Source organism: Paenibacillus sp. FSL M7-1046, assembly GCF_038007405.1.
Taxonomy (GTDB): domain Bacteria; phylum Bacillota; class Bacilli; order Paenibacillales; family Paenibacillaceae; genus Paenibacillus_AQ.
This window is the reverse complement of record NZ_JBBOXB010000001.1, coordinates 3,739,767-3,764,641: the sequence shown is the minus strand read 5'-3', so window position 1 is coordinate 3,764,641 and position 24,875 is coordinate 3,739,767. Positions and strand designations below refer to the sequence as shown.

The window sequence follows — 24,875 nt, the reverse complement described above, 5'->3', positions numbered from 1 at the left end:
TCGCGGCATGAAGCTGCTGCTGGCAGTCTGTTTTTTGTATTCAATGAAATTTAATTGTTCAGCGCCCCTTGCGGCGATTTCCGAGCCATAAAGGAAAGCGGAAGACAAAGTTGATCAGCAGGACTACGAAGACCAGCACCGCCGCCGATTTGTCAGCGATCTGCCGCGCGTCTTCGACAATGGCTTCGGATTGCACATACCAAAGATGCACAGCGAGCGTCTCTCCAGGCGAGAACAGATTAAAGTCCCACATTTCTCCGGAGGTGCTGAGTCCTGCGGTCAGAATAATAACCGCCGATTCGCCGAAGGCACGGCCGGCCACAAGACAGACACCGGTGACAATCGACGACATGGCTACCGGAAGCACCACTTTGCGGATGACATGGAATTTGGTCATGCCAAGCGCATATCCGGCTTCACGGATTTCACGGGGAACCGCCTGCACAGCTTCCTCCGTCACCCGGGTCAGCATCGGCAGGTTAAGCAGCGCCAGGCTGACACCGCCGCCAAGAATCGTCAGGCCGACACCGAAGTATTCGGCAAAAATCGCCAGACCCAGCATCCCAAACACAATCGAGGGTACCGAGGACAACGACTCCACGCAGATGCGCAACGCGCCGGTAAAGCGATTGTCCGGGGCATATTCCGCCATGTAGATGCCGGCGCCGATCCCAATCGGTATGGAAATCAACAACGAAATGAACAGGATGTAGAAGGAGTTGAACAGGACCGGTCCGATCCCTCCGCCGGGATCAATCTCCTCCGGCTGCTTGATCAGGAAATCGGGTCTAAGCGCCGGCAGTCCCTTGCTCAGGATCGTAAAGAGCAGCCAGAAGATCAGCAGCATCACGAGAGCACCGAGGGTATAAAAACCAAAGGTCGCAATTTTGTTGCGCCGCTGGGCACGGGCAGTATAACGGGTACGTGTGAAACCGTTCATTACGCATCCCTCCTTTTCCGTCCCAGGATGCGGATCACCAGGATCAGCACAAAGGAAATGAGCAGCAGCAGGAAAGCCATCATATGCAATGCATAGTTCCAGGTAGAGTCAAACTCCACATTGGAGATTTGCATCACGATATTACTGGTCAGCACAGATGATGGCGTGAACAGCGTCTTGGCCAGCTGCGGGGTATTGCCGATGACCATAACAACGGCCATGGTCTCCCCGACAGCCCGGGTCATCCCGAGGATGATGGCCGAGATGATGCCTCTGCTGGCCGCAGGCAGGATCACCCGCATAATGACCTGAAGGCGGGTCGAACCGAGGGCATAAGCGGCATCCCGGTATTTGCGCGGAACGGCAACAATGGCATCGTCGCTGATCCGGCAGATCGTCGGCAGCACCATCAATGCCAGTACGAGCGCAGCGGCGAGCAATCCGTCACCCAGCCCTTCCCCGCTGACTCTGCGCAGAAAAGGCAGGAGGACCGTAAGGCCCAGATAACCATATACTATAGAAGGAATTCCGACGAGCAGGTCGAGCACTGGCCGGATAAAGTTCTTCATCCATTTCGGAGCAATTTCGGCACACAGCACGGCCATGCCTACGGAGATCGGCACGGCAATCAGCAGCGTCAGTGCTGTAAGAGACAATGTATTTACAATGAAGGCAGCAGCCCCGAAGGCATCCTCTTCCGGCGTCCAGTTAAAGGAGAAGAAAAATTCAGCCGGTGAGAGATGAGCGAACAGAAGCAGCGCCGTTTTGCCGATGAAAATAATAACAAGTCCAAGCACAAAGCAAAGCGCAAGAATGCTGAATATAAAATAATAGCGGGATAAGGTATTGCTGAACAAATGTCTGCTATGGCGTTTCTCACTGACTTTAACTTCGGATAGACCCTTTTGTGCCCTTGATGCCAGGCCCTGGACTGGTGCCCCCATACGTTCCCTCCTGTAAGCGGCCACCCCCGTGTGGAATCCGGGGCTGGCCGCATGTACCGTTCAATATAGTGAAGAATGATGACTAGGATTTCATTGCTGCGATCGGAATGAATTTAAGCTTTTTGAGCGAGCCGGTTTGGAACTTTTTGCTCTGAACATAATCGATGAACTCTTTGGTAACACCGGTTGGCTGACCTTTAGTCATGTAATAACCATAGGCCCAAATTTTGTACGAGCCATTGATTACATTGTCAGTAGATGCTTCAATGCCATTGAATTTCACAGCTTTGATGTCGCTGCCGCTTACATAGACAAGGTCGATATAACCGATGGCATTAGGTGTAGTGGCAACGGCTGTCTTCATGTCACCGCTGGAACCGGTCTCCTTGTAGTTCTTCTCTTTCTTGACGATATCTCCGCCCGCAAGAGCTTTAGCCTGATAGTTTACGCGTGTACCGGAACCGAAAGCGCGGGTAATCACGACAATGTTCGCATCCGATCCGCCGACTTCCTTCCAGTTGGTGATTTTACCGGAGTAAATGCCTTGCAGCTGTTCCGTCGTCAGGTTGTCTACGCCCACATTCTTGTTCACGATGGTGGCGAAAGGAATGACAGCTACCTTGTTTGCTACTTGTCCGTCAAAAGCTTTAAAGCCCGGAACGTCAATGCTGGCATCCCAGTCACAAGCGCCGATGTCGGCGATGCCTTTCTTCACGGCCTGCGGTCCGGTAACGGAGCCTTTGCCTGAAGCAGCGATCTTCACTTTAGGGTGCAGCTTCTGGAACTCCTTGGCTGCTTGCAGCGTCAACGGCAGCAGCGCTGTCGAGCCGTTCACTGTGATTTTGCCTTTAAGTGTGTCAGCGGCGGCTGCCACTCCGGCAAACGATGCGGTTACCGCGATAACCGCGGTCAATGCTGTAACTGTAAATTTTTTAAAAATCTTCATGAGTAAAATCTCCTCCCGGCGGTTGCGCCGTTAAATGTTGTTGGTTCTGAAGCAGGGAATATAATCTTATTTCGACAGCTGCAGGGCTTTGCCGTTCTGAACCAGCCAGAGTGTGCCGCCGCTAACGAGAGCGAGCTTGCTGCCGTCATGGGATGCAGAAACTTCAGTCACGTCTTCGGCTGTGCGGAACAGTTCACTCTTGGCCCCGTCAGCACTGATAGCATAAATTACGGTACTTCCGTCCGCCGTCACAGCGGATACAACCAGACCACCACTTACACCAGCTGCCCAGTTCGCTTCGCCATCAAGGGCAATATTCGAGCTTTTGCCATCGGCTCCGATTGATTTCAGGCTGTTCGCCGAGTTGCCTTCGGGATCTGCACTCAGATACACAATGCTGCCGTTATTCAAAATTTCCGGGTAGAGCTTGTTATCCAGTTCAGTCGTCAATGCTGCCGGCTTCGCATCTTTGGTTATCAGATCCAGCTTGTACAGCTGTTCTCCAGCCTTGCTGAAATCTACCGTCAGCGAATCCTCGGTGCTGTCCGCATCATTTTTAGCTACACCGGTAACGTTGACGATATAGACCACGTTCTTCTCGTCGGCGGATACGCGGAGCTCGGATTTATTCTCTACTTTATCTTCAAGCAAGGTTTTAACCGTTCCGGTTTCCAGCGAAATTTGAGCAATCTTCTCCTGCTTGTCGCCCTGGATGAAGTAAATCTTCTTGCCGTCCTGCGACCAAACCAAATCAGTCTTAACACTGGTATCCTTGCCGAGCGGTGTGATCACCCCATTGAACAGATTGATCAGCTTAAGCTGGCCTGTCTCGTCACTAAACGCACCCCACTTCTGGTCAGCGGAAACGGCGAAATCGACAGCTCCGTCATTGGAGGAGAACAGCTCATAATTCCCCGGCGTGTTGCTGAATTTCAAGAGCTGGGTTGTTTCCGCATCACTTTTATTGGCGATCAGGCTTCCATCCGCACTCCAGTGCAGTGTATCAAAATCACCTTCCGGAAGGGCAAAGCTGAGAACAGTAGCCGAATCCGCCTGCAGCTCACCGCCAAGACCAGTGACCAATTTTGTCAATTCTACATAGGTTTTACCATTATAGAAAACAGGTGCTACAGTGAACTCCTGCTTGGTGCCATCTACCAGATAGCTTTTAGCTCCCGTTTGAATTTGTATAGTATGTAATCCTTTGCTGTCGTTGAGTTCAAAACCGCTGCTGCTGACTTTCACATGGGCTCCAAGCTCCCCGGCAACCTGACTTAACGAATATAATTTATAGCCGTTTTTGTCTATTGTGCTGAGTGCAACCGGTGTACCGTTCACAGTCCACGTAGTCGTACCTTCTTTGACTGCAGCTGACTGGACGGCGGCGGCCTCAGCGCTGTTACTTGTTGCCAAAACACTTACCACTCCTCCTGTTACAAGAAGCGAAGAAGCCAAAGCCGCACTCAACCATTTACTATTCTTCAATTAGATTCACCCTTTTCCCTTAGGTAACTGCTAATGTTATTTTCATCTACGAATGTCAATTCTGTTCTAGAGGAATGTTATGGAAATGTTAAGTGGGCCAAATCCTTAAGAATAAATAAAGCCGGCCCCGGAACCTCTGGGTCGGCTTTATTAAAACTGGGGTTAAATCGGCAATATATGTAAAACAGTGTGAATATCTTAATTCTCGATCCACGTAACAATCACTTCGGCACCGCCCGGTTTCGTGTCCAGGCTGCTCCCTATAATAGAATAAGAGTAATCGCCCTGAACTTTGCCGTTAATAATCAGATTGTTCGAATCCACAATTTGTGTGCCCCGGTCCAGTTCCTTGGCCTTAACATACTCTTTATATGTACTACCTAGTGCGTCCATACTCTCTTCTGTCTCAAAGATCAGCATGGATGACTTCTTTCCGCCCACCAGCTCCCCATCCGTAAACGTAATGCCTGCACCCACAGGAATCGGAAAGTCCCCGGGCAGATATTCCGCCTGGTCCACACTTTCTTGCGCTAAGGTGCGAAAATGCTCACTGCCTGTTCCCGGACCGGAGCTGCTGCAACCGCTGAGACCCGCTGCAGTAAACAGCACCAGCATGGGAAAAACGAACTTCTTGTTGAACATCAAATAAACCTCCTCCTGTATGAAATAGAGTTGTCGGGCTTTAACCAATACCCATAATTACCCTGATTTATTCTTGTGAAAACCAATATTCTAAAATTTAAAATATTTAACTATCCGCAGAAAAAAGATTTACATCGGCAGCCGATTGCATTAATATTATGAGTGAGTACTCACTCATTATTATGAGAATTGAGGAGATAGTTATGAATCAGGGAACTTCTGTTGTTTCCGTAAACCACGTCTGCCGGACGTTTGGCAGCAAGGAAGTGTTGAAGGATATTTCCCTGCAGGTTGCAAAGGCGGAAACCTTCGGCGTTCTGGGCCCTTCCGGCTCCGGCAAAACTACGCTGGTGAAGCTCTTGACCGGCATTGATGAAGTGACCTCGGGCGAAGTGCGTGTATTGGGGATACCCATGCCTAAGCTTGCCATGCTGCAGCAAATCGGATATATGGCTCAGTCTGACGCCTTGTATACGGAGCTGAGCGCAAAAGAGAATCTGGAATTCTTCGCCGCTCTCTATGGACTAAAGGGCGGAAACCGCACCCGCCGGATCAGGGATGTCTTGGAGCTGGTCAATCTGCAGGATCATCTGCGCAAAAGAGTTGATCAGTATTCCGGGGGGATGAAACGCCGTCTGTCACTGGCGATCGCCTTATTGCATGAGCCTCCGCTTCTGCTTCTTGATGAGCCCACGGTTGGCATTGATCCCGTGCTGCGCCAGTCCATCTGGAAGGAACTGAAGGCGCTGAACCGCAAAGGAACTACCATTGTACTCACAACCCATGTAATGGATGAAGCCGAAAAATGCGACCGCCTGGCCATGATCCGTGACGGTGAACTGCTGGCGGTGAATACACCTGCAGGTCTGCTGAACGCTACCGCTTCTGCTTCTCTTGAAGAAGCCTTTCTATATTATGGAGGTGTCCGCCGATGAGAATCCGGGCGATCACCCTGCGAATTCTCCAGCAGTTTATTCATGACAAAAGAACGATGGCGCTGATGTTCATTGCCCCCCTGCTTGTTCTCAGCTTAATGAGTCTTGTGTTTAACGGCGATGACTATGAACCGAAGTTTGGTGTTTACGGAAATACCCAAGCCATCTCTGCGGCGTTTGAGAAGCAAAGCACTGCTGTTGTCGAATACACCACGGCAGAGCTGGGCAACGAAGCTTTGAAGGAGGGCGAGATCGATGCGCTTGTCACAGTAAGCGGCGCTGCTCCCGAAGTTGTGCTGGAAGGCAGCAATCCCACGGCAAACCGCGCGGCACTGATGGCCTTACAGGAAGCAGTACAGAGCCTGCAGCCTGCTATACCGGGCCAGGGACAAGGTCAGCTGAAGCCGCAGATCAGCTATCTGTACGGCGCTGAAGATATGAGTACGATCGACCGCTTCGGTCCGATTATGATCGGCGTCTTTGTCTTCTTCTTCGTCTTTCTGATTGCCGGCGTTTCCTTGCTGCGGGAACGGACTACCGGAACCCTGGAACGTCTGCTCTCCACCCCGCTGAAACGTTGGGAAGTCGTTCTTGGCTACGTGTGCGGTTTCGGGATTTTTACCGTATTCCAGGCGCTGCTGATCTCCTGGTTCTCCATTCAGGTGCTAGGAATTATGATGGCTGGCAGCTTCGGTTATGTGCTGCTTGTGACACTGCTGCTGTCAATGACAGCGCTGACGCTCGGTACGCTGCTCTCGGCTTTTGCTGCCAATGAGCTGCAGATGATGCAGTTCATTCCGCTAATCATCGTGCCGCAGATTTTCTTAAGCGGGCTGTTCCCTATGGATACGCTCCCGGTGTGGCTGCAGCGGATCGGGCTGGCGACACCGATCTATTACGGCTCGGAGGCGCTGATGGACATCATGATCCGCGGCAAAGGCTGGAGCGACATCGCGCTGGATGTCTTTGTTCTGATCGGTTTCTCTCTGCTGTTCATGCTGCTGAATGTGCTGGCCCTGCGCAAACACCGCAAAATGTAAATACGCATGCAGCTATGATAATATAAACGGAAAATACGAGGTTTGGAGGGCAAAAGAATGGAGACGGACAATGCTGCGGAGCAGCAGCATGAGGGGGAGCAGTGGATTGAGGAGCTGCTGGCCATCAGTCAGGAAGAAAAAATGACGCCGAAGCAGATCGCCATTCTGGAGGCGGCGATTGAAATATTTTCAGATAAAGGATATTCGGCTGCGGCTACCAGTGAAATTGCCCAGAAGGCGGGGGTGGCGGAGGGGACGATCTTCCGCTATTACAAGACCAAAAAGGATCTGCTGCTGTCCATTGTCGGGCCGACGATGAGCCGCATGATCGCGCCCTTTGTCATGCGCAATTTCGACGGCGTGCTGGATGGTCCTCCCGAGAGCTATGAAGCATTTCTGCGGGCTTTTATGGTCAACCGGCTGGAATTCGCCCGCAAGAACTTTAAGATTCTGAAAATTCTTATTCAGGAAATCCCCTTTCAGCCCGCATTAAGGGAACAGTTCGCCGAGAATGTTCTCGGCCAGGTACTGGAGCGGGTAACCGCCATTACCGAGCATTTCAAGGAAAAGGGCGAAATTATCGACATGCCCACACCCGCAATTATCCGGTTTACGGTCTCTTCTGTAATCGGATATCTGCTGGCCCGTCTGCTGTTCCTGCCGGATAGCGATTGGAATGATGAAGAAGAGATTGAGCAGACTTTGGCTTTCATGCTGTACGGTATCAGCGGACCGGCAGTACGCCCAGAAACGAAGTGAACTTAGGCTGATCTTTTGAGGACACCGGAAATTTACACTGACACTTTCAATAGAAGGCCATCTCCAAGCGGCAGAAATGCAGTTTGGAGATGGCCTTTTTTTACATTGTAAACACTTATAGTGATCCCGCACCGCAGCATCTGTTCAGAGATTCCGGTAAATGGTTTTGAAGGCGTACGCCTGTTCTGTTATTATGGGTACTATAGCAAATTCGGACTTATGGACAAGACAAAAGGAAGTGATTAGCGCTGTGGGTTTCTATGTGCCGGAACGGGTAATCAGGCTGCTATGCGGCGGTGCTGCTTTGGAGCAGGGGACGGTTTATTATGAAGCGGATAAGGTCACGCTGACCTATGCGGAGAACAATGTTGAGCTGGAATATTCAAAATACCGGGCTGAGGTTCAAGGCCTCGAAAGCTACGAAGTGGTGCTTGCTATAGACAGTGACGGTGATGTGAATGGGGAATGCACCTGCCCTGCATACCACCACGGCGGAGCTTTTTGCAAGCATATCGCAGCTGTTCTCGTGAATATACTCCGTCAGGAAATGGACACGGAACTCTCCAGAAGTATGGCCGGCCCCAGTCTCCACCTTCACGGAGGCTCCACCGGAGAGAGCGGCAGACTTACTCCGCGTAATCCGGAAACTGCAGCCTTTAGCTCAGGGGAACATACGGGTGACCGGAAACTGGTGACCAGCATGCTGGATATGTTCGGCAGCTCCCGGAAGCGTCCGAGCGGCACCGGAACCTATAGCGATATCAGAACTCCGCTTCAAGTCGAGTTCATCTGCAAGCCGGTTCTGTACACCGATGGCACTCATAAGCTTGGAATTGAACTGAAGATCGGACTAGAGCGGCTTTATATTGTGCAGAAAATCAGAGCTTTTCTAGAGCGCATCCACCGCGGGGAGTCCTTTGAGTTCACCAAGCATTTTATCTATGACCCTTCCTTGCACAGCTTCAATAAAGAAGACAATGCGGTGATTCTGAAGCTGATCGAAGTCCTTTTAAATGAAAAGATGTACCATGAAGCTGTCAGTCCTCATACGCATTATTCGGGTGGCCCGGGAGGGGAGCGGCTGCTGCCGGTTCCGCCTTTTTTCTGGGAGCAAGTTCAGCCTGCGCTAACAGCAGTATCCTCTGTCCATTTGCAGCAAGGGGGAATAAGCACTGAAGGGCTTCAGATCACAAACGCTCCCCCTCCGCTGAGCTTTCAATTCGATCAAACCACGGATAACAGCTACCGGCTGGATATCCAGGGGCTTGCGCAGCTTACAGTCATGGAGGATTACGGGCTTATCTTGTCTGAAGGCAGGCTGCTGAAGCTGCCGGTTCAGGAATGCCAGCGTCTCTCCGAGCTTAAGAAAATGCTGGCCTCCTCCCGCAAAGATGAAATTGCCATTGCCCCGGAGCAAATGGAGCCTTTTATGGACAAGGTGATTCCCGGGCTGAAAAAGCTGGGCCATGTGCATATTGCCGAGGCTATCCAAGGCCGCATCATCCAGGCACAGCTTCAAGCCAGACTTTATCTTGACCGGATAAGAGACCGGCTGCTCGCAGGCCTTGAGTTTCAATACGGCAATATTGTGATTAACCCGCTCGATGAGAAAGCACGAGAACGGGGCAATGAGGTGATTCTGATGCGGGACGGGGAAGCCGAAGGGCGGATTCTTGCACTGATGGATCATGCTTCTTTTACCCAAACGGAAAGCGGCTATATTATGAGCGATGAGGACGGCGAATTTGATTTTCTCTATCATACCGTGCCGCTGCTGGAGCCGTTGCTTGAGGTATATGCCACTACTGCTGTCAAGGGAAGACTGCTCACCGGAACAGCTCTGCCGAAGGTAACCTTAAGCTGGAATGAAAAAACCGACTGGCTGGACTTCAAATTTGCCATGGAAGGAATCCCCGAAACGGAAATTGTACTGGTGCTGAAATCGCTGCAGGAGAAACGCCGTTATTACCGGCTGCCGGATGGGGCGCTGCTGCCGCTGGAGAGTGCGGAATTCTTAGAAATCATCACCTTTATGAACGAAATCGGAATCCGGCAGGATGAGCTCAAAAGCCCGCAGTTCTCCCTCCCCCTGGCCCGCGGCCTGCATCTGAATGGCGACAGCGCGGGGGACTCCGTCACCATGGGACGCTCCCTGCGCCGGCTTCTGGCCAACATGCGGAATCCCGAAAATCTTGATTTCCCTGTGCCGGACAGCCTTGTTCCCGTACTCCGGGATTATCAGCAATATGGTTTCCAGTGGCTGAAGACGCTGGCCCACTACCGGTTCGGCGGCATCCTCGCCGATGATATGGGTCTCGGCAAAACGCTGCAGAGCATCGCCTTCCTGCTCTCAGAGCTTAAGGATATCCGGCAGGGAGGCCACCCTGCGCTGATCATCGCTCCGGCCTCCCTGCTCTACAACTGGCAGAATGAGCTGAAGAAATTCGCCCCGGAGATCAAAGCGGCCATAGCCGACGGGAACTTAACCGAACGCCGACGGACATTGAAGAACACCGCAGGAAACGATGTAATCATCACCTCCTATCCGCTGCTGCGCCGTGATATTGAAGAGTACGCCAAGCATTCCTTCCACACCCTGTTTCTGGATGAGGCGCAGGTCATCAAAAACCATGCCACCCAGACGGCTCAGGCGGTAAAAATATTGCAGGCACGCTACCGCTTCGCGCTTACCGGAACGCCGGTAGAAAATGCTCTGGAGGATCTATGGTCGATCTTCGGAGTTGTGTTTCCGGGGCTGTTTCCGGGCAAAAAGGCCTTTCATGACCTGCCCCGGGAGACGGTTGCGAGGCGGGCACGGCCTTTTCTGCTGCGCCGCCTAAAAAGCGATGTACTGAAAGAGCTGCCGGACAAAATCGAATCTCTGCAGGCCTCGGAGCTGCTGCCTGAGCAGAAAAAATTGTATGTCGCCTATCTTGCCAGGCTGCGCAAGGAAGCGCTCAAGCATTTGGACAACGACGGGTTTGGCAACGGCAGAATCAAGGTGCTTGCCGGGCTGACCCGGCTGCGCCAGCTCTGCTGCCACCCCGCGCTGTTCATTGCAGGCTATACCGGCGGCTCGGCGAAATTCGAACAGCTGCTGGAGATTATTGAAGAATGCCGCAGCTCCGGCAAACGGATGCTGATTTTTTCCCAGTTCACCGAAATGCTCGGCCTGATCGGCCGTGAACTGGGCCTGCTGGGTGTACAGCATTTCTACCTCGATGGCCAGACGCCTTCAGCCCAGCGGGTGGAGCTCTGCAACAGGTTCAATGAGGGTGAACGCGATCTTTTCCTGATTTCACTAAAAGCGGGCGGCACCGGACTGAACCTGACGGGAGCGGACACGGTCATTCTCTACGATCTCTGGTGGAATCCCGCTGTCGAGCAGCAAGCTGCCGACCGGGCCCACCGGATCGGGCAAAAGAAGGTGGTGCAGGTGATCCGCCTCGTAGCACAGGGGACTGTCGAGGATAAGATGTACGAGCTTCAGCAGAAGAAGAAGAACCTGATCGATGAAGTCATCCAACCGGGCCAGGAGGCCATGTCTGCCTTAAGCGAGCAGGATATCCGTGAAATCCTGATGCTTTCATAAGTTGGCCATGGATGCTTATCTCCTTGCACAGCAAACAGGGACTTTCACAGCCTAAAGCTGGGGATGTCCCTGTTTGCTGTATTTTTTAGAATGACATAAGGATTTCTTACTCTACCGGGTTCGGACTCCGCAGATATTACAACTCGTCACTCCATTTCTCATGCGTTACAACACGATGGGCATCCACCAATTGACCGTCAGCTTGTTTGCCCCATACTGAAATCCCTGCTTTTTCTCCTAGGTCATCGCCTGTAAAGAGAAATTCGAAAGAATCCAGATCGGCAAAGTAGTCTCTGGTCACCACCTCGTCGGGTGCGATTTCGACGACTTCACTCACATATAAAGTTCTTGTATTGCCCAGGAAGTAACCTAGAATATTAATAACCAGTACCTCTTCAGCAGCCCGATTCACAATCTTTACAGTTACAAGCTGCGCCGGTCTTACTCCAAGAACAGGATTATTCTCTATAGGTCCAGTAGATAATGTGGTCATCCCGTCTTACTCCTCCTTTCAACCCACTCATTTGTGAATATCAAACTCTGATTCTAGCGGTAGTGTTAATTGATCGCACAATATATTAATATTCGTGCGCTACCCTGACGGTGTGGACAGAAGACAGGCTCCATTCACCAAATCCTGCAGTAGTGCATAAAGTGTACAAAAGAGAGTTCGCCCACTAGTGGCCGCTGTTCTGAAAGAATGTATACGGAAGAAGGGAGTCCATGCCCCCTCCTGGAAAAGGAAAGAAAACGAGCATAAAAAAACAACCGGCAAACCCTAAAACGCAAAGTCCAAAGGGGCTGGAGTTTGCAGTGGCTGCACTTCTTTTATCAGGCAAGTTAAAGGTAGATTCTGTCCAGATGTTCACGGACGCTTCGCTTCTTGTCAGCCTGGTTGGCAAATATAAATCACTTGGCAATTTGAGCGACAGCAACGTTGATAAACTGGTCAGCTTTCTCGACGACAACAGCAGCCTGACCTTGAACGAGATCATGGCCGCTTTGAAGAAAAAATCAGACAACTCTTGAGTGGAGGAATAAAGGGAGGCCTAGCACGTATGGACAATTTTGACGGTGAAGATTTTGCCGGGGGGATCCTGCTGGTCATTGTAATTGCGCTGCTTATCTTTGGTTCAACGGATATTAAGGATCTTACCGCTGCGCCCACTTCCGATTGAAACGGGACTCCTTACTTGAATTAAAATCATTTACATCCCATATAAGGCTTGTTATGATTAAAGTATCAAAAGAGCTGCGCAACTTATGTTTGCTACAAAGCGATTAAAGGATGATTTTTTCCTTTAATCGCTTTTTTGTGTGAGCTTTAAAATCATGGAGGTATATCGTATGAACAAAAGAGTACATGATATGGTTATGCTGCTTCTCGGGGCATTTATTTTTGCGCTGGCAGTCAATTTATTTGTGATTCCCAATGACTTTGGTGAGGGTGGCGTGACAGGGATATCGATCATTCTGTATTATTTGCTGAATTGGTCACCTGCGCTGGTCGGCATCATCTTGAACGGGATTTTGCTGATCATCGGCTACAAGCTGCTGGATAAAAAGACGACGGGCTATACCATTATCGCCGTTGCCTTTAACTCTCTGTTCCTGTACTTGACCAAGAACTGGCAGATCGCTTCGGATGAGCCAGTGATTAACGCTATTTTCGCGGGTCTGTTTGCCGGGGTCGGGATTGGACTGATCATCCGGGTCGGCGGCACGACTGCAGGTACAACAATTCTGGCTCGTCTTGCCAATAAATATTGGGATTGGAATATCAGCTATGCCTTGCTGTTCTTTGATCTTATCGTTGCCGCACTGTCCGCCTTCGTGATTGGTATCGAAAAGATGATGTTTACGTTCGTCATCCTCTATATCGGAACCAAAGCCATGGAGTTCATTATCGAGGGCTTGAATCCTAAAAAAGCAGTGACCATCATCTCGGCACACTATGACAGCATTGCCGTACGGGTTACGGAGATTATGGACCGCGGAGTAACGGTGCTGCGGGGATACGGCTATTACACCGGCGAAGAAAAGGAAGTCCTCTATATCGTAATTAGCAAGCAGGAAGTTTCCATGCTCAAAAAAATCGTACGTGCTGAGGACAAAAATGCTTTTGTCACGATCCACGATGTACGCGACGTGTTTGGTGAAGGATTTATTGATATTTCTAAATAAGCCAACCGGCTATTGATTTATTCCAGAAATTCGCTATACTGATAAAAATCAATATACAATCGATGAACGGGAAAGTAGTTGCCTTGGACCCTAGTCCCCAGCGAGCCGGAAGAGTGAGAGCCGGTACAGGCCAGTTAATGAAGCGCACCCGGGAGATGGACTTCTGAACTGATAGTAGGAAGCCCCGGCTGAAGACCGTTAACCTGTAAGGTGGCTAAACCAAGGTGTTTAGCAACGAGAGTGGTACCGCGAGCGCTAAAGCCCTCGTCTCTTTTAGAGACGTGGGCTTTTTTTGATGTTTTTTAGCCCGCTAAGTACATGTAACGCAAATCTGCTTCAAGAATTTTAAAGGAGGTTCATCCCGTGTTAAGCCAACTTATCAGAACAAGCTTGGAACAAAGCGTCCAGCAGGTATTCAGCAGCCTGAGCGCTGCCGCACCAGAACATTTAACCATCGCTCTTGAACAGCCCGCTAATCCGGATTTCGGCGACTACTCCAGCAATATTGCCATGCAGCTGGCCAAAGTCCTGCGCAAGGCCCCAATGGCTATTGCCGAGCTGATCACAGCAGAGCTTGGGCAACAGGAGGCCATCAAGGGATTGCTGCAGCGAATCGAAGTTGCGGCTCCAGGCTTCATCAATATGTACGTGAATTGGCAGGAATGGGCAAATCACAGCTTTGAGCTGCCGCCAGGGAACGGGAATAAGGTGATCATTGAGCATACTTCTGTGAACCCAAATAAATCCATGCATATTGGACATCTGAGAAACTCCTGTATTGGAGATGCGCTGGTTAGGATTTTGAAAAAAACAGGTTACGACGTGGAAGTTCACAACTATGTGGATGACCTTGGCAATCAGCTGGCAGATACGGTGGTCGGGCTAATGAATGTGCCGCTCGCGGGTGATCATGTCCGCTTCGGTGATTATTGCTGGGATATCTACGCCGGAATCAATAAGGAATACGAGTTGCATCCTGAGACGGTCCATAAACGGACGGAGATTCTCCACGCACTGGAAGAAGGAAACAGCAATACCGCTTGGCTCGGCAGCCTTGTGGCTGAACGGATTGTGAGAGAGCATGTTGAGGAAATGAAAAACTTCGGCATCACCTACGATTTGCTGGTGTGGGAGAGCAGTATTTTAAAAGAGGGATTTTGGTCCTCCGCTTTTGCGCTGCTGGAACAGACGGCCGTTTTTGTTCAGGAAACCGAGGGCAAGCTCGAGGGATGCTGGATTCTGAAGCAATCGGCAGCAGAAGGCACAGGGGCGGATTCAGAGGAACATCAGAAAGATAAGGTGCTGGTGCGCTCGAACGGGATTTTAACCTACACCGCCAAGGACATTGCCTATCATCTCTGGAAATTTGGACTGCTGGACAAAAACTTCTCCTACAGCGAGTTTAATGCAGGCGTTTGGACGACGGGTCCAAGTGGACAGCAGATGCCTTTTGGAGAGGCAGATATGGTGGTTAACGTCATTGATTACCGGCAGGAGTATCCGCAGGCGATGGTGAAGCAGGCTTTAGAGGTATTGGGATATGCCGGGCAAGCCGGGAAGCTTCATCATGTAAGCTATGGCGTGGTTTCTCTTAGTCCGGCTTCCGCCGCTGAACTGGGGATCGATACCTCGGATGGCAAAACCTCTTACGCCATGTCCGGCCGTCAGGGCATCGGCATTAAGGTCACCGAGCTGGTGCAGCTCATGGAGAACACCATTGAAGCCACCCGCTCCGACAAAAACGGCCTGTCCAGCCGGCTGATCGCCACAGCTGCAATCCGTTACTATCTGCTGCGTTTCAATCTGGGGACGGAGATTGTGTTTGATTTCAAGCAGGCGACCGAGATTTCCGGCAATACCGGCGTATACCTGATGTACACCTATGCGCGTGCAGGCAGTGTGCTCAGTAAAGCCGCTGGAATGGAGGCAGGAGCCGTATTAGGAGCAGCGGCAGCTGCAACGTTGAAGACGGATGCAATGTCGGCGGTAAATACGGCGGCGAGAGCGGTACTGGCGGCGGATACAGCAGTCGATGCGGCGGCGGATGGGACAGCGGATGCGGCAGTCGATGCGGCGGCGGAAGGGGCAGCGGATGCGGCATCCGAACCAGCTGCGGTGCCGGATTTCCCGGCCCCACTGGACAAAGCGGAGCTTGCCCTGCTGAGACATCTCAGCATCTGGCAAGACACCTTATACAGCGCGAGCATCGAGCTGACGCCAAATACAATCTGTAACTACGCGCATACTCTGGCCTCGCTGTTCAATAACTTTTATTCCGCCTGCCCGATTCTCAAAGGGGAGCAACTTACCATCCGCTTCCGTCTCTGGCTTACTTCGACATTCCAGGAAACGCTCGGCGAAGTGCTTGAGGTGCTTGGCCTGCCGAAGCCGGAGCGGATGTAACCGAGGATTACGAAGTTGTTGTGTATGGATCCAGTGCGAACCATAGACTAGACACGTATTCTCCTATGTTTAACACTGCAGCTGATTACCCGGAGCGGGAAAAAGATCAGCGGGAATTACGCCTGTTAATTCTGCTTCAAGCTTTGCTTTTTTAGATTTAGAGGGAATCCTGCCCTATAAATTTCACTCAGACGTTAGATTAAGCGCCCTGTAGAAAATTAGCGGGTGCTATTCCTTTTAGTTGCTGCAATTCCTCGGTGCATGCTGGATTAGCGGGCGGTTTGCCCGCTAGTGCAGGCGCGCATTATCAGGCGGACCAGCAAATGGGGTGCTCCAAAGAAGAGGGTAATAAAGCCGCCCCTCTTGCGATGCTCATCCTCCCCATGTGGATGCTCCAACGCCCCCAGCCCCCAGAGGCTTCTCTCCCCCCCAGACGCACAAACAGCCTTCCCGAAGGAAGGCTGTTTTGTGTGACGTCCCGGAAGGGATTCGAACCCCCGACCGTGCGCTTAGAAGGCGCATGCTCTATCCAACTGAGCTACCGGGACAAAAGTGAAGTAATTAATTCCTAAAACATATGTATTCACGCAACGTTCTCTATTATACCGCATTCAGATTTTTTTTCAAGGCTGCAGCAATATAATTTACTAAAATGCGGCGAAACAGCAACGGCAGCACAGCAGATCAGCCTATCCTCACCAGTCACCCTCCCACAGCATTTCTGTCCCCGGGGCAGAATCAGCGGCGGTCAGCCGCTCACCCCAATCCGTTCTACTCCCGGGGCAGACTGCGGCAATATTGCCGCATCCAATCGCCGGATTTCAGGAGTCACTTGTGGAAATGCTGTTCCAGCTGCTTTTTCAAGTCGCCGAAGATAAGCAGTTCGCGCTGGAATTTGGAGCGTTCATCCTCGGGGCTCATAATGATGCTGCCAGTAAAAGCACTGGCCGTCACATCCTGAAAAGCGTCATGCAAATTGTTATCAAACCAATCGGTTGCAGTATTCGCGTCATTCGTCAGAATGCGCACAATTTCATAACCTTCCTCGCGCTGGTCTTCAACAATGTACACCAAAAGTGCGGAATCGCCTACAGCTCCCGGCAATACGCCCACTTCTGCACAAGGCGCGCCGTCATATTCGGTCATTCTGCGGATTTTGGCGTCTTTAATATAATACACTTGTCATCCATCCCTCCTGGCAAATTTCCCTCTCCCTTAGTGTTCGGATAAGGACATACATTTTATCCCTTCCTTCGGCATATATCTGTATTACTTGGCAAAAAAGAAACAAGTGAAATCGGCTGCGCCGTCCTTAATGGACGGCATCCATTTCAGCGAGAAATATAAGGATAATTTATTGCGTGGAGCATATAAATTCTTATATTTGGACAACAATCGCACAAAAGAGAGGATGAACCATCATGTGCGGAATAACCGGATTTATCCAGTGGCGCGGCGACCTCACACAGCACTCGCAACTGCTCGTAAAAATGACTGAAACCTTGGCCAACCGCGGGCCGGATGCGGCCGGAACCTGGATTTCAGGGCCTTGTGCCTTCGGTCACCGCAGACTAAGCGTTATCGATCCCGAGAACGGCGCACAGCCTATGATCGCCCGCCATGACGATAAGGTGTACGCTATTGTGTACAACGGCGAATTATATAACGCCCCCGAGCTCAAAAAGGAACTGAAACAGCGGGGACACCATTTTCTCACCGAGTGCGACACCGAAGTTCTGCTGCACGCCTATATGGAGTGGGGACCGGACTGCACCGGGAAGCTGAACGGAATCTTTGCATTTGCCGTCTGGGACGGTCTGCGGGACCAGGTATTTTTGGCACGCGACCGCCTGGGTGTGAAACCCCTGTTCTATAGCCGGGTGGACGATGTTTTTGTCTTCGGCTCCGAACCTAAAGCGCTGCTCCAGCACCCCAAGGTACAACCGAAGGTAGGACCGGAAGGACTGGCGGAAATCTTCATCATCGGTCCGGCCCGCACTCCGGGACATGGGGTATACAAAGATATATTCGAGCTTCGTCCAGGTCATGCCATGATTTATAGCCGGGAAGGCTTGCGCAGCTATGCTTATTGGAAATTGGAAAGCAATCATCACACGGAAAATGAACAAGAAACAGCCTCCAGAGTGCGTGAATTGCTGCAGGATACACTGGAGCGGCAACTGGTTTCTGACGTTCCGGTCTGCTCCCTGCTGTCCGGGGGGCTCGATTCCAGCGCACTGACCGCGCTCGCTGTGGATTATTACAACCGCACCGGCCAAGGCCGGGTGGATACCTATTCCGTCGATTATGTCGACAACGACAAGCATTTCAAAAGCCACACCTTTCAGCCCGGCGCAGACGGTCCGTGGATTACGCGGATGGTTGATGAGTTGAACACGAATCACCATTATGTAGCCTTTGATACACCGGAGCTGGTAACGGCGCTGGACAATGCTCTGGAATCCCGCGACTTGCCGGGGATGACGGATGTGGATTCTTCGCTGTATCTATTTTGCCGTGAGATTAAAAAGAACGCGACCGTGGCCATTTCCGGCGAGGCAGCGGACGAGATTTTTGGCGGGTATCCCTGGTTCCACCGGGACGAGATGCTCTCCTCCGGCACGTTCCCCTGGTCGGTAGCCCCCAAAATGCGTGCAGGTCTATTGTCGCCGGAAGTGGGGGAATGGATACGTCCACTGGAATATTTAGGCGACAGATACAGCGATGCGGTAGCGGAGGTGCCGAAGCTTGACGGCGAGACCGGCAAGCAGGCGCAGATGCGCGTAATGTCCTATCTTAACATCACCCGCTTCATGCCGACATTGCTGGACCGTAAGGACCGGATGAGCATGGGTGCAGGACTGGAGGTCCGCGTGCCGTATTGTGACCACCGGCTGGTCCAGTATGTATTCAACATCCCTTGGGAAATTAAAGCCGTAGGCAACCGGGAAAAAGGCATTCTGCGCAAAGCACTCGAAGGCATCCTGCCGGATGATGTGCTCTACCGTAAAAAAAGCCCTTACCCCAAAACCCATAATCCGGCCTATTTAAATGCCGTTCGGACTCAGATGCTGGGCATTCTGGATGATTCCACTTCGCCCATCCTGCCGTTGATTGATGCAGCCAAGATCCGTGAAATCGCTGCCTCTCCCGAATCCTCCAGCAATCTGCCCTGGTTCGGCCAGCTGATGTCCGGCCCGCAGCTGTTCGCTTATCTCGCCCAGGTTAACCTGTGGCTGCGCAAGTATAACGTATCTATCGGGTAAATTGCTAAGCTCTCTGCTCTCTGCACACAGCCAATAACTACAAACAGCAAGCCCCCATCCGGAGGCTTGCTGTTTGTAGTTTCCTATTGTTAGAGGCTTGCTCAGAAATTAAAATTATCCGGGTCCGGACCGAACCTGTGGTTCTGGTTCAGGTTCTCAATCGCCTTGACGTCATCGTCGCTAAGCGTGAAGTCGAAAAATCCGGCGTTCTCTGTGATCCGCTCTGCATGCACCGATTTGGGAATGGTAATGACACCCTGCTGCAGATCCCAGCGCAGGACAATTTGGGCGACAGTTCTGCCATATTTGCCGGCTAGTTCTTTAAGCAGCGGCACATCCAGATTGCCCTGCATCAGCGGACTCCAGGCCTCCAGCTGAATGTCATGCTGGCGTGTATATTTCAGCAGCTCGCGCTGGGTCAAGAGCGGATGGAACTCCACTTGATCGACCACAGGCACCACACCTGAATCGTCGATAATATCCTGCAGATGATGGATCTGGAAGTTGCTCACCCCGATGGATTTCACGAAACCTTCCTTTTGCAGATGAATAAGCGCCTTCCAGCTCTCCCGGTACTTGCCGGCGACCGGCCAGTGAATCAGATACAGATCAATTACATCCAGCCCCAGCTTGCGGCGGCTGACTTCAAACGCTTTTAATGCGGATTCATAGCCTTGATCAGGATTGCGCAGCTTGGTCGTAATGAACAGTTCCTCCCGGGGCACTCCGCATTCACGGATGGCTTGTCCGACGCCTTCTTCATTATTGTATCCAGCTGCCGTATCAATGCTGCGATAGCCTGTTTCCACTGCTGCTTTCACCGCGTTGATAACTTCCTCACCATCTTTGGTCTGCCATACGCCCAGTCCCAGCCACGGCATAGTTACTCCGTCATTTAATGTAGGTCCACCCGAAAACGGTCCGTTCAATTCACTCATCGTTAACCCTCCAAGCCTAATGATATTGATCTAACTTCCTTAACCTTAAAAGAGGCCGCATAATCAGCTGATGACCAAAATCAGTATAGCAGATTGCTCCCGCAGGTCCAAAATGCCGCTCTGGACAGGTAAATCAGAATAAAAAATAAGTGCAGTCTGCGTTCACAGTCTGCACTTATTTTAAAATCCACTTATTTGTCGATCAGCTTGAAATCGTCAAAATGGAATTCTGGGGATACGATGCAGGAGACCAGCACCGGCTCGTCGCCGAGCACACGGGCCGCCTGCCATACTCCCGCCGGAATAACCACCTGCGGCTGCTGGCCGGCGGCGATGTCGAGACCCAGGATAACCTCGGTAACATCCTCCGGCTTGTCACCGCTGCCTCCAAGGCTTAACACAATCGGACTGCCGGAATGCCACAGCCAGATTTCGGAGGACAGCACCGTGTGCCATTCCGAGGTTTCACCCGGATGAAGCAGGAAATAAATTGAAGAAGCTGAGGCTCTGGAGCCCGAATAGCTGCTTCCCAGTGTTTCTTGCGGGATATCAAAGGATGATTTCCAAAGTCTTTTGTACCATCCGCCTTCAACGTGAGGCTGCAGCCCCAGCGCTTCGACCAGCGGAGAAATTTCTTTTTGCGTCACAGTATCGTCTCCTTAAAGTTTTGCGAAGCAAAACTGTCTTCGTAAGCTTACGCTTAAGTTTTGCTTTTACTTTAACGGAATGTGCCGCAATTGTCTAATCCTCTTCCGCTTATTTGCTGTCCTTGCTCGCCTTAAACACCTCGGCAATGGCCCCGAGACTGCCTAGCGTTTCAACGGCGCTGGTCGGCAGGAACACCTTGTTGGCAGGTCCCTTAGCGATTTCACCTAACGCTTCAAAAGATTGATAAGCCAGCACACGCTCATCCAGCCCTGCGCTGGCGATCAGTGCGATCCGCGTCTTCTCGGCTTCGGCGACCGCCTGAATCGCTTTGGCCTGGCCCAGTGCTTCCAGCTCCTGCGCCTGGCGGAACCCTTCCGCTTGACGGATACGCGCTTCCTTATCGCCTTCCGCTTTCAGAATCTTGCTCTGCTTATCCCCTTCAGCACGCAGGATCATATCCTGTTTGGCGGCTTCCGCCTCCAGCACAATCGCCCGCTTGCTGCGTTCTGCCTTCATCTGCTTATCCATCGCTTCCTGAATGTCCAGCGGCGGCTTGATATCAATAACTTCTACACGCTCGATCCGCACGCCCCACTTTTCAGTCGCTTCATCCAGAGCCAGGCGGATATCCGAGGAGATTTTTTCCCGGCCGGACAACGTTTCATCCAGCTCCAGCTTCCCGATAATCTGCCGCATCGTAGCTGTGGAAATGTTGCGCACACCATATACATAATCGGAAATTCCATAAGTCGCTTCTTCCGGACCAACCACCTGATAGAAAATGATCGTGTCGATCTGCACCTGCACGTTATCCTTGGTGATTACGGTTTGCGGCGGCACATTGGCCTGTTGAATCCGCAAATCATGGTAGGTCCGCACCTGATCAATAATCGGAATCAGAATATTCAGACCCGGTGTAAGCAGCCGGTGGAATTTACCGAGACGTTCTACAACCCCTACCCGCTGCTGCGGTACGATTTTGATCGTAAGCGCGATAAAAACGACGACGACAGCAATAACAATACCGATAATTGCCCATTCCATTAGTACTTATCCCCCCATCGTTCTACTTCGATAATCGTGTTGCCTCTTCGGATGACACGGACTGCCTGATCTTTGCCCAGAGCTTGAACCGAGGTTGCGCTCCAGGTGTCACCACCCACTTTGACTTGCCCGTACTGTCCCGGCACAATCGGCTCGACGACAATACCTTGTCTTCCGACAATCTCCGTCCCTGTATCCTTAAATCCCCGTGAGTTGCGGAATCTCGCGACCAGAGGTTTGGTGAAAAAGGTTAGGACGAGGGCAACCAATGAACCGACGACCACCTGCAGCAAAATCGCCTCAGGAAACACAAGTGAGATCAGACCAGCCGCCAGAGCACCAATGCTGAGCCAGAGAAGATAAAAAGTAAGCGCAAACATTTCAATCACAAACAGAACGCCGGCTGCAATCAACCAAACTACCCAAGCCTCCATCGGTGAATCCACCACCTTCCGCTATATACTACTATAACGAAAAAAACGGCATAGCGTTGCATTAGTTTTATCAGGACTGGGACACAGCCATGCTTTTTCATTATATTTCAGCGGATGGAAGGTTATGAGCACCACAATCAGCCTTCTTCATAAAAATTCACATATTCCCCACATTATACATGAAGACGGGGCTGGTAAATCCGCTGTTTCTGCATTCGATCCGGTGAAGTAATTCTGCTGGTGATTATGACATAATAAAAAAAGCTTGCGGATCGAGGCGCAGCCTTCTCCGCAAGCTTTTTTTACTGTTCAGATGGAATTTAGTGCTAGATCAACTGCCATAAAGCCTGCGTTACCGCCGGTTCCCAACCTTGCAGCGAGGTATGCGACTGCAGGCAGATGTACGTATTGCCGCTGTAGCTTACCTTATCGCCTGCTGTATAGGCCACTCCTGCTGTCCAGGCAGATACCCCGGGCGTTGCCGTCGGGCTTACTGTAGCTGTTGGCACGGGTGTTGCCGTTGGTACTGGCGTTGCTGTCGGACTCACCGTAGCCGTTGGCGCTGGCGTGGTGTTGCCGCAGGTGCCGATCACTTTCCAGGCCCCGAATGCGCCGCTCTGGTCAGGGCGTTCCCCCTGTGTCCACCACTGGGCTTCATACAGCACACCTCCATGAAGCCTGCTGGCCCTTGGTGTAGATGGTTGCCGTGTTCCAGGCCGCCGCTGTACATTGCCCCGGTGTTGCAGTTGGAGTTGGGGTAACAGTAGCAGTAGGCGTTGGTTTCACAGTAGCTGTTGGTGTCGGAGTCGGTGTAGCCGTTGGCGTTGATGTCGGTTTCACTGTGGCTGTCGGCGTTGGCGTTGATGTCGGGGTTGGCGTCGGCACCACTCCGCCGCCCAGATCGGTGTTCAGCTTGTTTTGCAGTGTTTTGTTGCGGTCACCGCTGGTCTCCCAGAACATCGCTCCTGCCAGGCCTTTGGTTTTGATATAGCTGGTTTTATAGCCGATGGACTCGGCGTCATCATAGCTGATGAAGGTTTGTGTAGACGGATTGTAGAGATAAGGAACTTTTGAGGTGTTGTTCCAGTAGCGGGTATAGCCGTTTTTGTTAATATAGTTAGCTTCGAGATCGTAGAAATCATAGTTTCCCTTTTCCCATGTGCCTGTGGACGAAATACCAGCCGAAACCTGAAATTGCCCGTTTCCTGTACTCGGCGCACCACCCCAGCCGCGTCCGTAAAACGGCATGCCCAGGACAAGCTTATTCGCCGAAACTCCGCTTGTGAGATAGCTTGTGACAGCCTTGTCGATATTGTAATTCGCCGGATCGGTCAGACCTGATGAGGCTGCTGCCGGGTCATAGTAGAGTGGGGCATTGTGTCCTGTAGTCGTGTTCCAGCTGCCGTTGAAGTCATAGGTCATAATGTTGATCCAGTCGACAACAGCAGCAATGCCGCTAAGGTTGTTATTCTGAACGTAGGCAGGGCTTGCACCAGAGGCAATGGTCAACAGGTAGGTTTTACCGTCAGCGGTTCCGGCCGCATTCAGCTTTTCACGGATTTTCTGTAGCAGCAGTACGTAATTCTGCTTATCCTCCGGACGGTAGCTGTTGCCTGCAAGGCCTCCGCTGACCGGGTATTCCCAGTCCAGATCGACACCATCCATTTGATATTTACGGATGAAATCGACTGCGGAATTTGCGAATACTTCACGGGTCGCTGCCGTAGCGGCAACATCCGAGAACCGGTTCGACCAGGTCCAGCCGCCGATGGATATCACCGTTTTAAGATTCGGGTTCTTTTCTTTCAGTTTCCATAGCTGCTTCAGGTTGCCTTTAATCGGATCATCCCACTTGTCATCCCCAAAGCTTTTCTGGGCATCAATCCAGGGATCACCCAGCACAATCGTTCCATTCGGAACACTGATCGTTTGGCCTTGCTCATTTTGGCAGGTCCAGGTGACCGGATTGGGTCCGCTCGGGTCAGGATTGCCGTGAACCCCGTTCCAGCATATATCGGCAAACGCATAGTTGATTACATTCATTTTACTGGGATCAATATCCGTTACGTTGTAGGCTCGCCCATAGGCAGCCCAGGAAGCATAATAACCGACGAGCTTGTAGCCCGCAGCCGCATTTGCAGTTTTGACACTGGTGCCTATCGTTGAAAAGAGTGCAATCACAAGAGCAACGGCCATGCCAAGCGCAAAGGTTTTACGAAATCTGCTGTTTGTCGACCTCATTTTCATTTACCTCCTCGGTTCAATGCCATAACCTGCAGTCCTTTTTACAGGCAAAGCTCCCCAAAGTCACCTCCTGGTTCGGATTCACCTTCATCCAGTGTCTCTATCAGATTCATGAGATCAGGATGGTAGATTAAGCACACAAAAAAGCGCAAGATAAAATAATCTGTGCTCTTAATCTTGTATTGCTGTTCATGGGTTGCAATCCCGGTAATGTTGTCCGGGCAAATGCTTATGCCTACAAAATAGTTAGGAGGAATGGTGTACATGGAATAGGAGGATTCATAACATAAGAAGGATGAAGGCAATCTTATTGTCATATAAAGCACAAGATTAAGCTAGGGGGAAATTTCCATAGTCAGGGGGGAATATCATCTAATTTCCAGTTTTTTCGGCAGCAATAACTGTGCCTCTGTCCCCTATTTGAGGAAGGT

General features: G+C 51.3%; 22 protein-coding genes, 1 tRNA gene and 1 other annotated feature. Of the genes, 8 read left to right on the top strand and 15 right to left on the bottom strand.

The genetic code is table 11. The features are described 5' to 3' along the window. Positions 1-58 precede the first annotated feature (58 nt). The 5 genes from pstA to NYE29_RS16570 all read right to left on the bottom strand — a co-directional run bounded on the left by pstA (position 59) and on the right by NYE29_RS16570 (position 4,957). The gene (gene pstA, locus NYE29_RS16590) at positions 59-940 is read right to left on the bottom strand and encodes a phosphate ABC transporter permease PstA (protein ID WP_038595858.1); all 882 of its coding nucleotides are present in this window, start codon (positions 938-940) and stop codon (positions 59-61) included. Further along, a complete protein-coding gene (gene pstC, locus NYE29_RS16585) occupies positions 940-1,884 on the bottom strand; it encodes a phosphate ABC transporter permease subunit PstC (RefSeq protein WP_340896802.1) in 945 nt (314 codons plus the stop codon). The genes pstA and pstC overlap by 1 nt, the downstream gene beginning before the upstream one ends. An 82-nt stretch (positions 1,885-1,966) precedes the next feature. After that, on the bottom strand, positions 1,967-2,830 hold the full coding sequence (locus NYE29_RS16580; RefSeq protein ID WP_076110736.1) for a phosphate ABC transporter substrate-binding protein: 864 nt from the start codon (positions 2,828-2,830) through the stop codon (positions 1,967-1,969). 66 nt (positions 2,831-2,896) lie between these two features. After that, on the bottom strand, positions 2,897-4,243 hold the full coding sequence (locus tag NYE29_RS16575) for a stalk domain-containing protein (protein WP_340896801.1): 1,347 nt from the start codon (positions 4,241-4,243) through the stop codon (positions 2,897-2,899). Positions 4,244-4,513: 270 nt separating this feature from the next. Next, complete coding sequence (locus NYE29_RS16570) at positions 4,514-4,957, bottom strand: hypothetical protein (RefSeq protein WP_340896800.1); 444 nt, start codon at positions 4,955-4,957, stop codon at positions 4,514-4,516. A gap of 203 nt (positions 4,958-5,160) precedes the next feature. On the opposite strand from NYE29_RS16570, the gene NYE29_RS16565 reads away from it, so the two are divergent. From NYE29_RS16565 to NYE29_RS16550, 4 genes are all read left to right on the top strand, one after another. Then, on the top strand, positions 5,161-5,892 hold the full coding sequence (locus tag NYE29_RS16565) for an ABC transporter ATP-binding protein (protein ID WP_340899734.1): 732 nt from the start codon (positions 5,161-5,163) through the stop codon (positions 5,890-5,892). Beyond that, complete coding sequence (locus NYE29_RS16560; protein WP_076110740.1) at positions 5,889-6,932, top strand: ABC transporter permease; 1,044 nt, start codon at positions 5,889-5,891, stop codon at positions 6,930-6,932. Before NYE29_RS16565 ends, NYE29_RS16560 begins: the two co-directional genes overlap by 4 nt. A gap of 57 nt (positions 6,933-6,989) precedes the next feature. Next, positions 6,990-7,691 (top strand): TetR/AcrR family transcriptional regulator, encoded by a 702-nt coding sequence (locus tag NYE29_RS16555; RefSeq protein ID WP_076110741.1) that lies wholly within the window; start codon positions 6,990-6,992, stop codon positions 7,689-7,691. Positions 7,692-7,884: 193 nt separating this feature from the next. After that, a complete protein-coding gene (locus tag NYE29_RS16550) occupies positions 7,885-11,283 on the top strand; it encodes a DEAD/DEAH box helicase (protein ID WP_340896799.1) in 3,399 nt (1,132 codons plus the stop codon). A 136-nt stretch (positions 11,284-11,419) separates the two neighbouring features. Here NYE29_RS16550 and NYE29_RS16545 read toward each other — a convergent pair whose 3' ends face one another. Next, positions 11,420-11,776, bottom strand: a complete 357-nt coding sequence (locus NYE29_RS16545) for a hypothetical protein (protein ID WP_076110743.1) — start codon at positions 11,774-11,776, stop codon at positions 11,420-11,422. A 320-nt stretch (positions 11,777-12,096) separates the two neighbouring features. On the opposite strand from NYE29_RS16545, the gene NYE29_RS16540 reads away from it, so the two are divergent. From NYE29_RS16540 to NYE29_RS16530, 3 genes are all read left to right on the top strand, one after another. Beyond that, a complete protein-coding gene (locus NYE29_RS16540) occupies positions 12,097-12,312 on the top strand; it encodes a hypothetical protein (protein WP_256718105.1) in 216 nt (71 codons plus the stop codon). A 318-nt stretch (positions 12,313-12,630) separates the two neighbouring features. Next, positions 12,631-13,467, top strand: a complete 837-nt coding sequence (locus NYE29_RS16535) for a YitT family protein (RefSeq protein ID WP_076110745.1) — start codon at positions 12,631-12,633, stop codon at positions 13,465-13,467. A gap of 53 nt (positions 13,468-13,520) precedes the next feature. Then, positions 13,521-13,742, top strand: a binding site (T-box leader). An 88-nt stretch (positions 13,743-13,830) separates the two neighbouring features. Next, positions 13,831-15,870, top strand: coding sequence for an arginine--tRNA ligase (locus tag NYE29_RS16530; RefSeq protein WP_340896798.1), 2,040 nt, complete (start codon positions 13,831-13,833; stop codon positions 15,868-15,870). A gap of 474 nt (positions 15,871-16,344) precedes the next feature. Here NYE29_RS16530 and NYE29_RS16525 read toward each other — a convergent pair. Both NYE29_RS16525 and NYE29_RS16520 read right to left on the bottom strand, forming a co-directional pair. After that, positions 16,345-16,418: transfer RNA gene (locus tag NYE29_RS16525), tRNA-Arg, on the bottom strand. A 280-nt stretch (positions 16,419-16,698) separates the two neighbouring features. After that, on the bottom strand, positions 16,699-17,049 hold the full coding sequence (locus tag NYE29_RS16520) for a hypothetical protein (RefSeq protein WP_038595886.1): 351 nt from the start codon (positions 17,047-17,049) through the stop codon (positions 16,699-16,701). A gap of 242 nt (positions 17,050-17,291) precedes the next feature. On the opposite strand from NYE29_RS16520, the gene asnB reads away from it, so the two are divergent. After that, on the top strand, positions 17,292-19,136 hold the full coding sequence (gene asnB / locus NYE29_RS16515) for an asparagine synthase (glutamine-hydrolyzing) (RefSeq protein WP_340896797.1): 1,845 nt from the start codon (positions 17,292-17,294) through the stop codon (positions 19,134-19,136). Between the two features lie 101 nt (positions 19,137-19,237). On the opposite strand, the gene NYE29_RS16510 is transcribed toward asnB, so the two are convergent. From NYE29_RS16510 to NYE29_RS16485, 7 genes are all read right to left on the bottom strand, one after another. After that, on the bottom strand, positions 19,238-20,074 hold the full coding sequence (locus tag NYE29_RS16510; RefSeq protein ID WP_076110748.1) for an aldo/keto reductase: 837 nt from the start codon (positions 20,072-20,074) through the stop codon (positions 19,238-19,240). Positions 20,075-20,265: 191 nt separating this feature from the next. Next, the gene (locus NYE29_RS16505; protein WP_076110749.1) at positions 20,266-20,721 is read right to left on the bottom strand and encodes a cupin domain-containing protein; all 456 of its coding nucleotides are present in this window, start codon (positions 20,719-20,721) and stop codon (positions 20,266-20,268) included. Between the two features lie 109 nt (positions 20,722-20,830). Further along, the gene (locus NYE29_RS16500; RefSeq protein ID WP_038595892.1) at positions 20,831-21,766 is read right to left on the bottom strand and encodes an SPFH domain-containing protein; all 936 of its coding nucleotides are present in this window, start codon (positions 21,764-21,766) and stop codon (positions 20,831-20,833) included. Further along, the gene (locus NYE29_RS16495; RefSeq protein ID WP_076110750.1) at positions 21,766-22,200 is read right to left on the bottom strand and encodes an NfeD family protein; all 435 of its coding nucleotides are present in this window, start codon (positions 22,198-22,200) and stop codon (positions 21,766-21,768) included. Before NYE29_RS16495 ends, NYE29_RS16500 begins: the two co-directional genes overlap by 1 nt. Before the next feature lie 326 nt (positions 22,201-22,526). Then, entirely contained in the window at positions 22,527-22,865 is a 339-nt protein-coding gene (locus NYE29_RS34600; protein ID WP_445322172.1) for a carbohydrate-binding protein, read from the bottom strand. Beyond that, positions 22,855-24,441, bottom strand: coding sequence for a glycoside hydrolase family 18 protein (locus tag NYE29_RS16490; RefSeq protein WP_445322171.1), 1,587 nt, complete (start codon positions 24,439-24,441; stop codon positions 22,855-22,857). Before NYE29_RS16490 ends, NYE29_RS34600 begins: the two co-directional genes overlap by 11 nt. 44 nt (positions 24,442-24,485) lie before the next feature. After that, positions 24,486-24,761 carry a hypothetical protein gene (locus tag NYE29_RS16485; protein ID WP_340896796.1) on the bottom strand — a complete coding sequence of 92 codons (276 nt, stop codon included), beginning with the start codon at positions 24,759-24,761 and terminating at the stop codon, positions 24,486-24,488. Between the last annotated feature and the right edge of the window lie 114 nt (positions 24,762-24,875).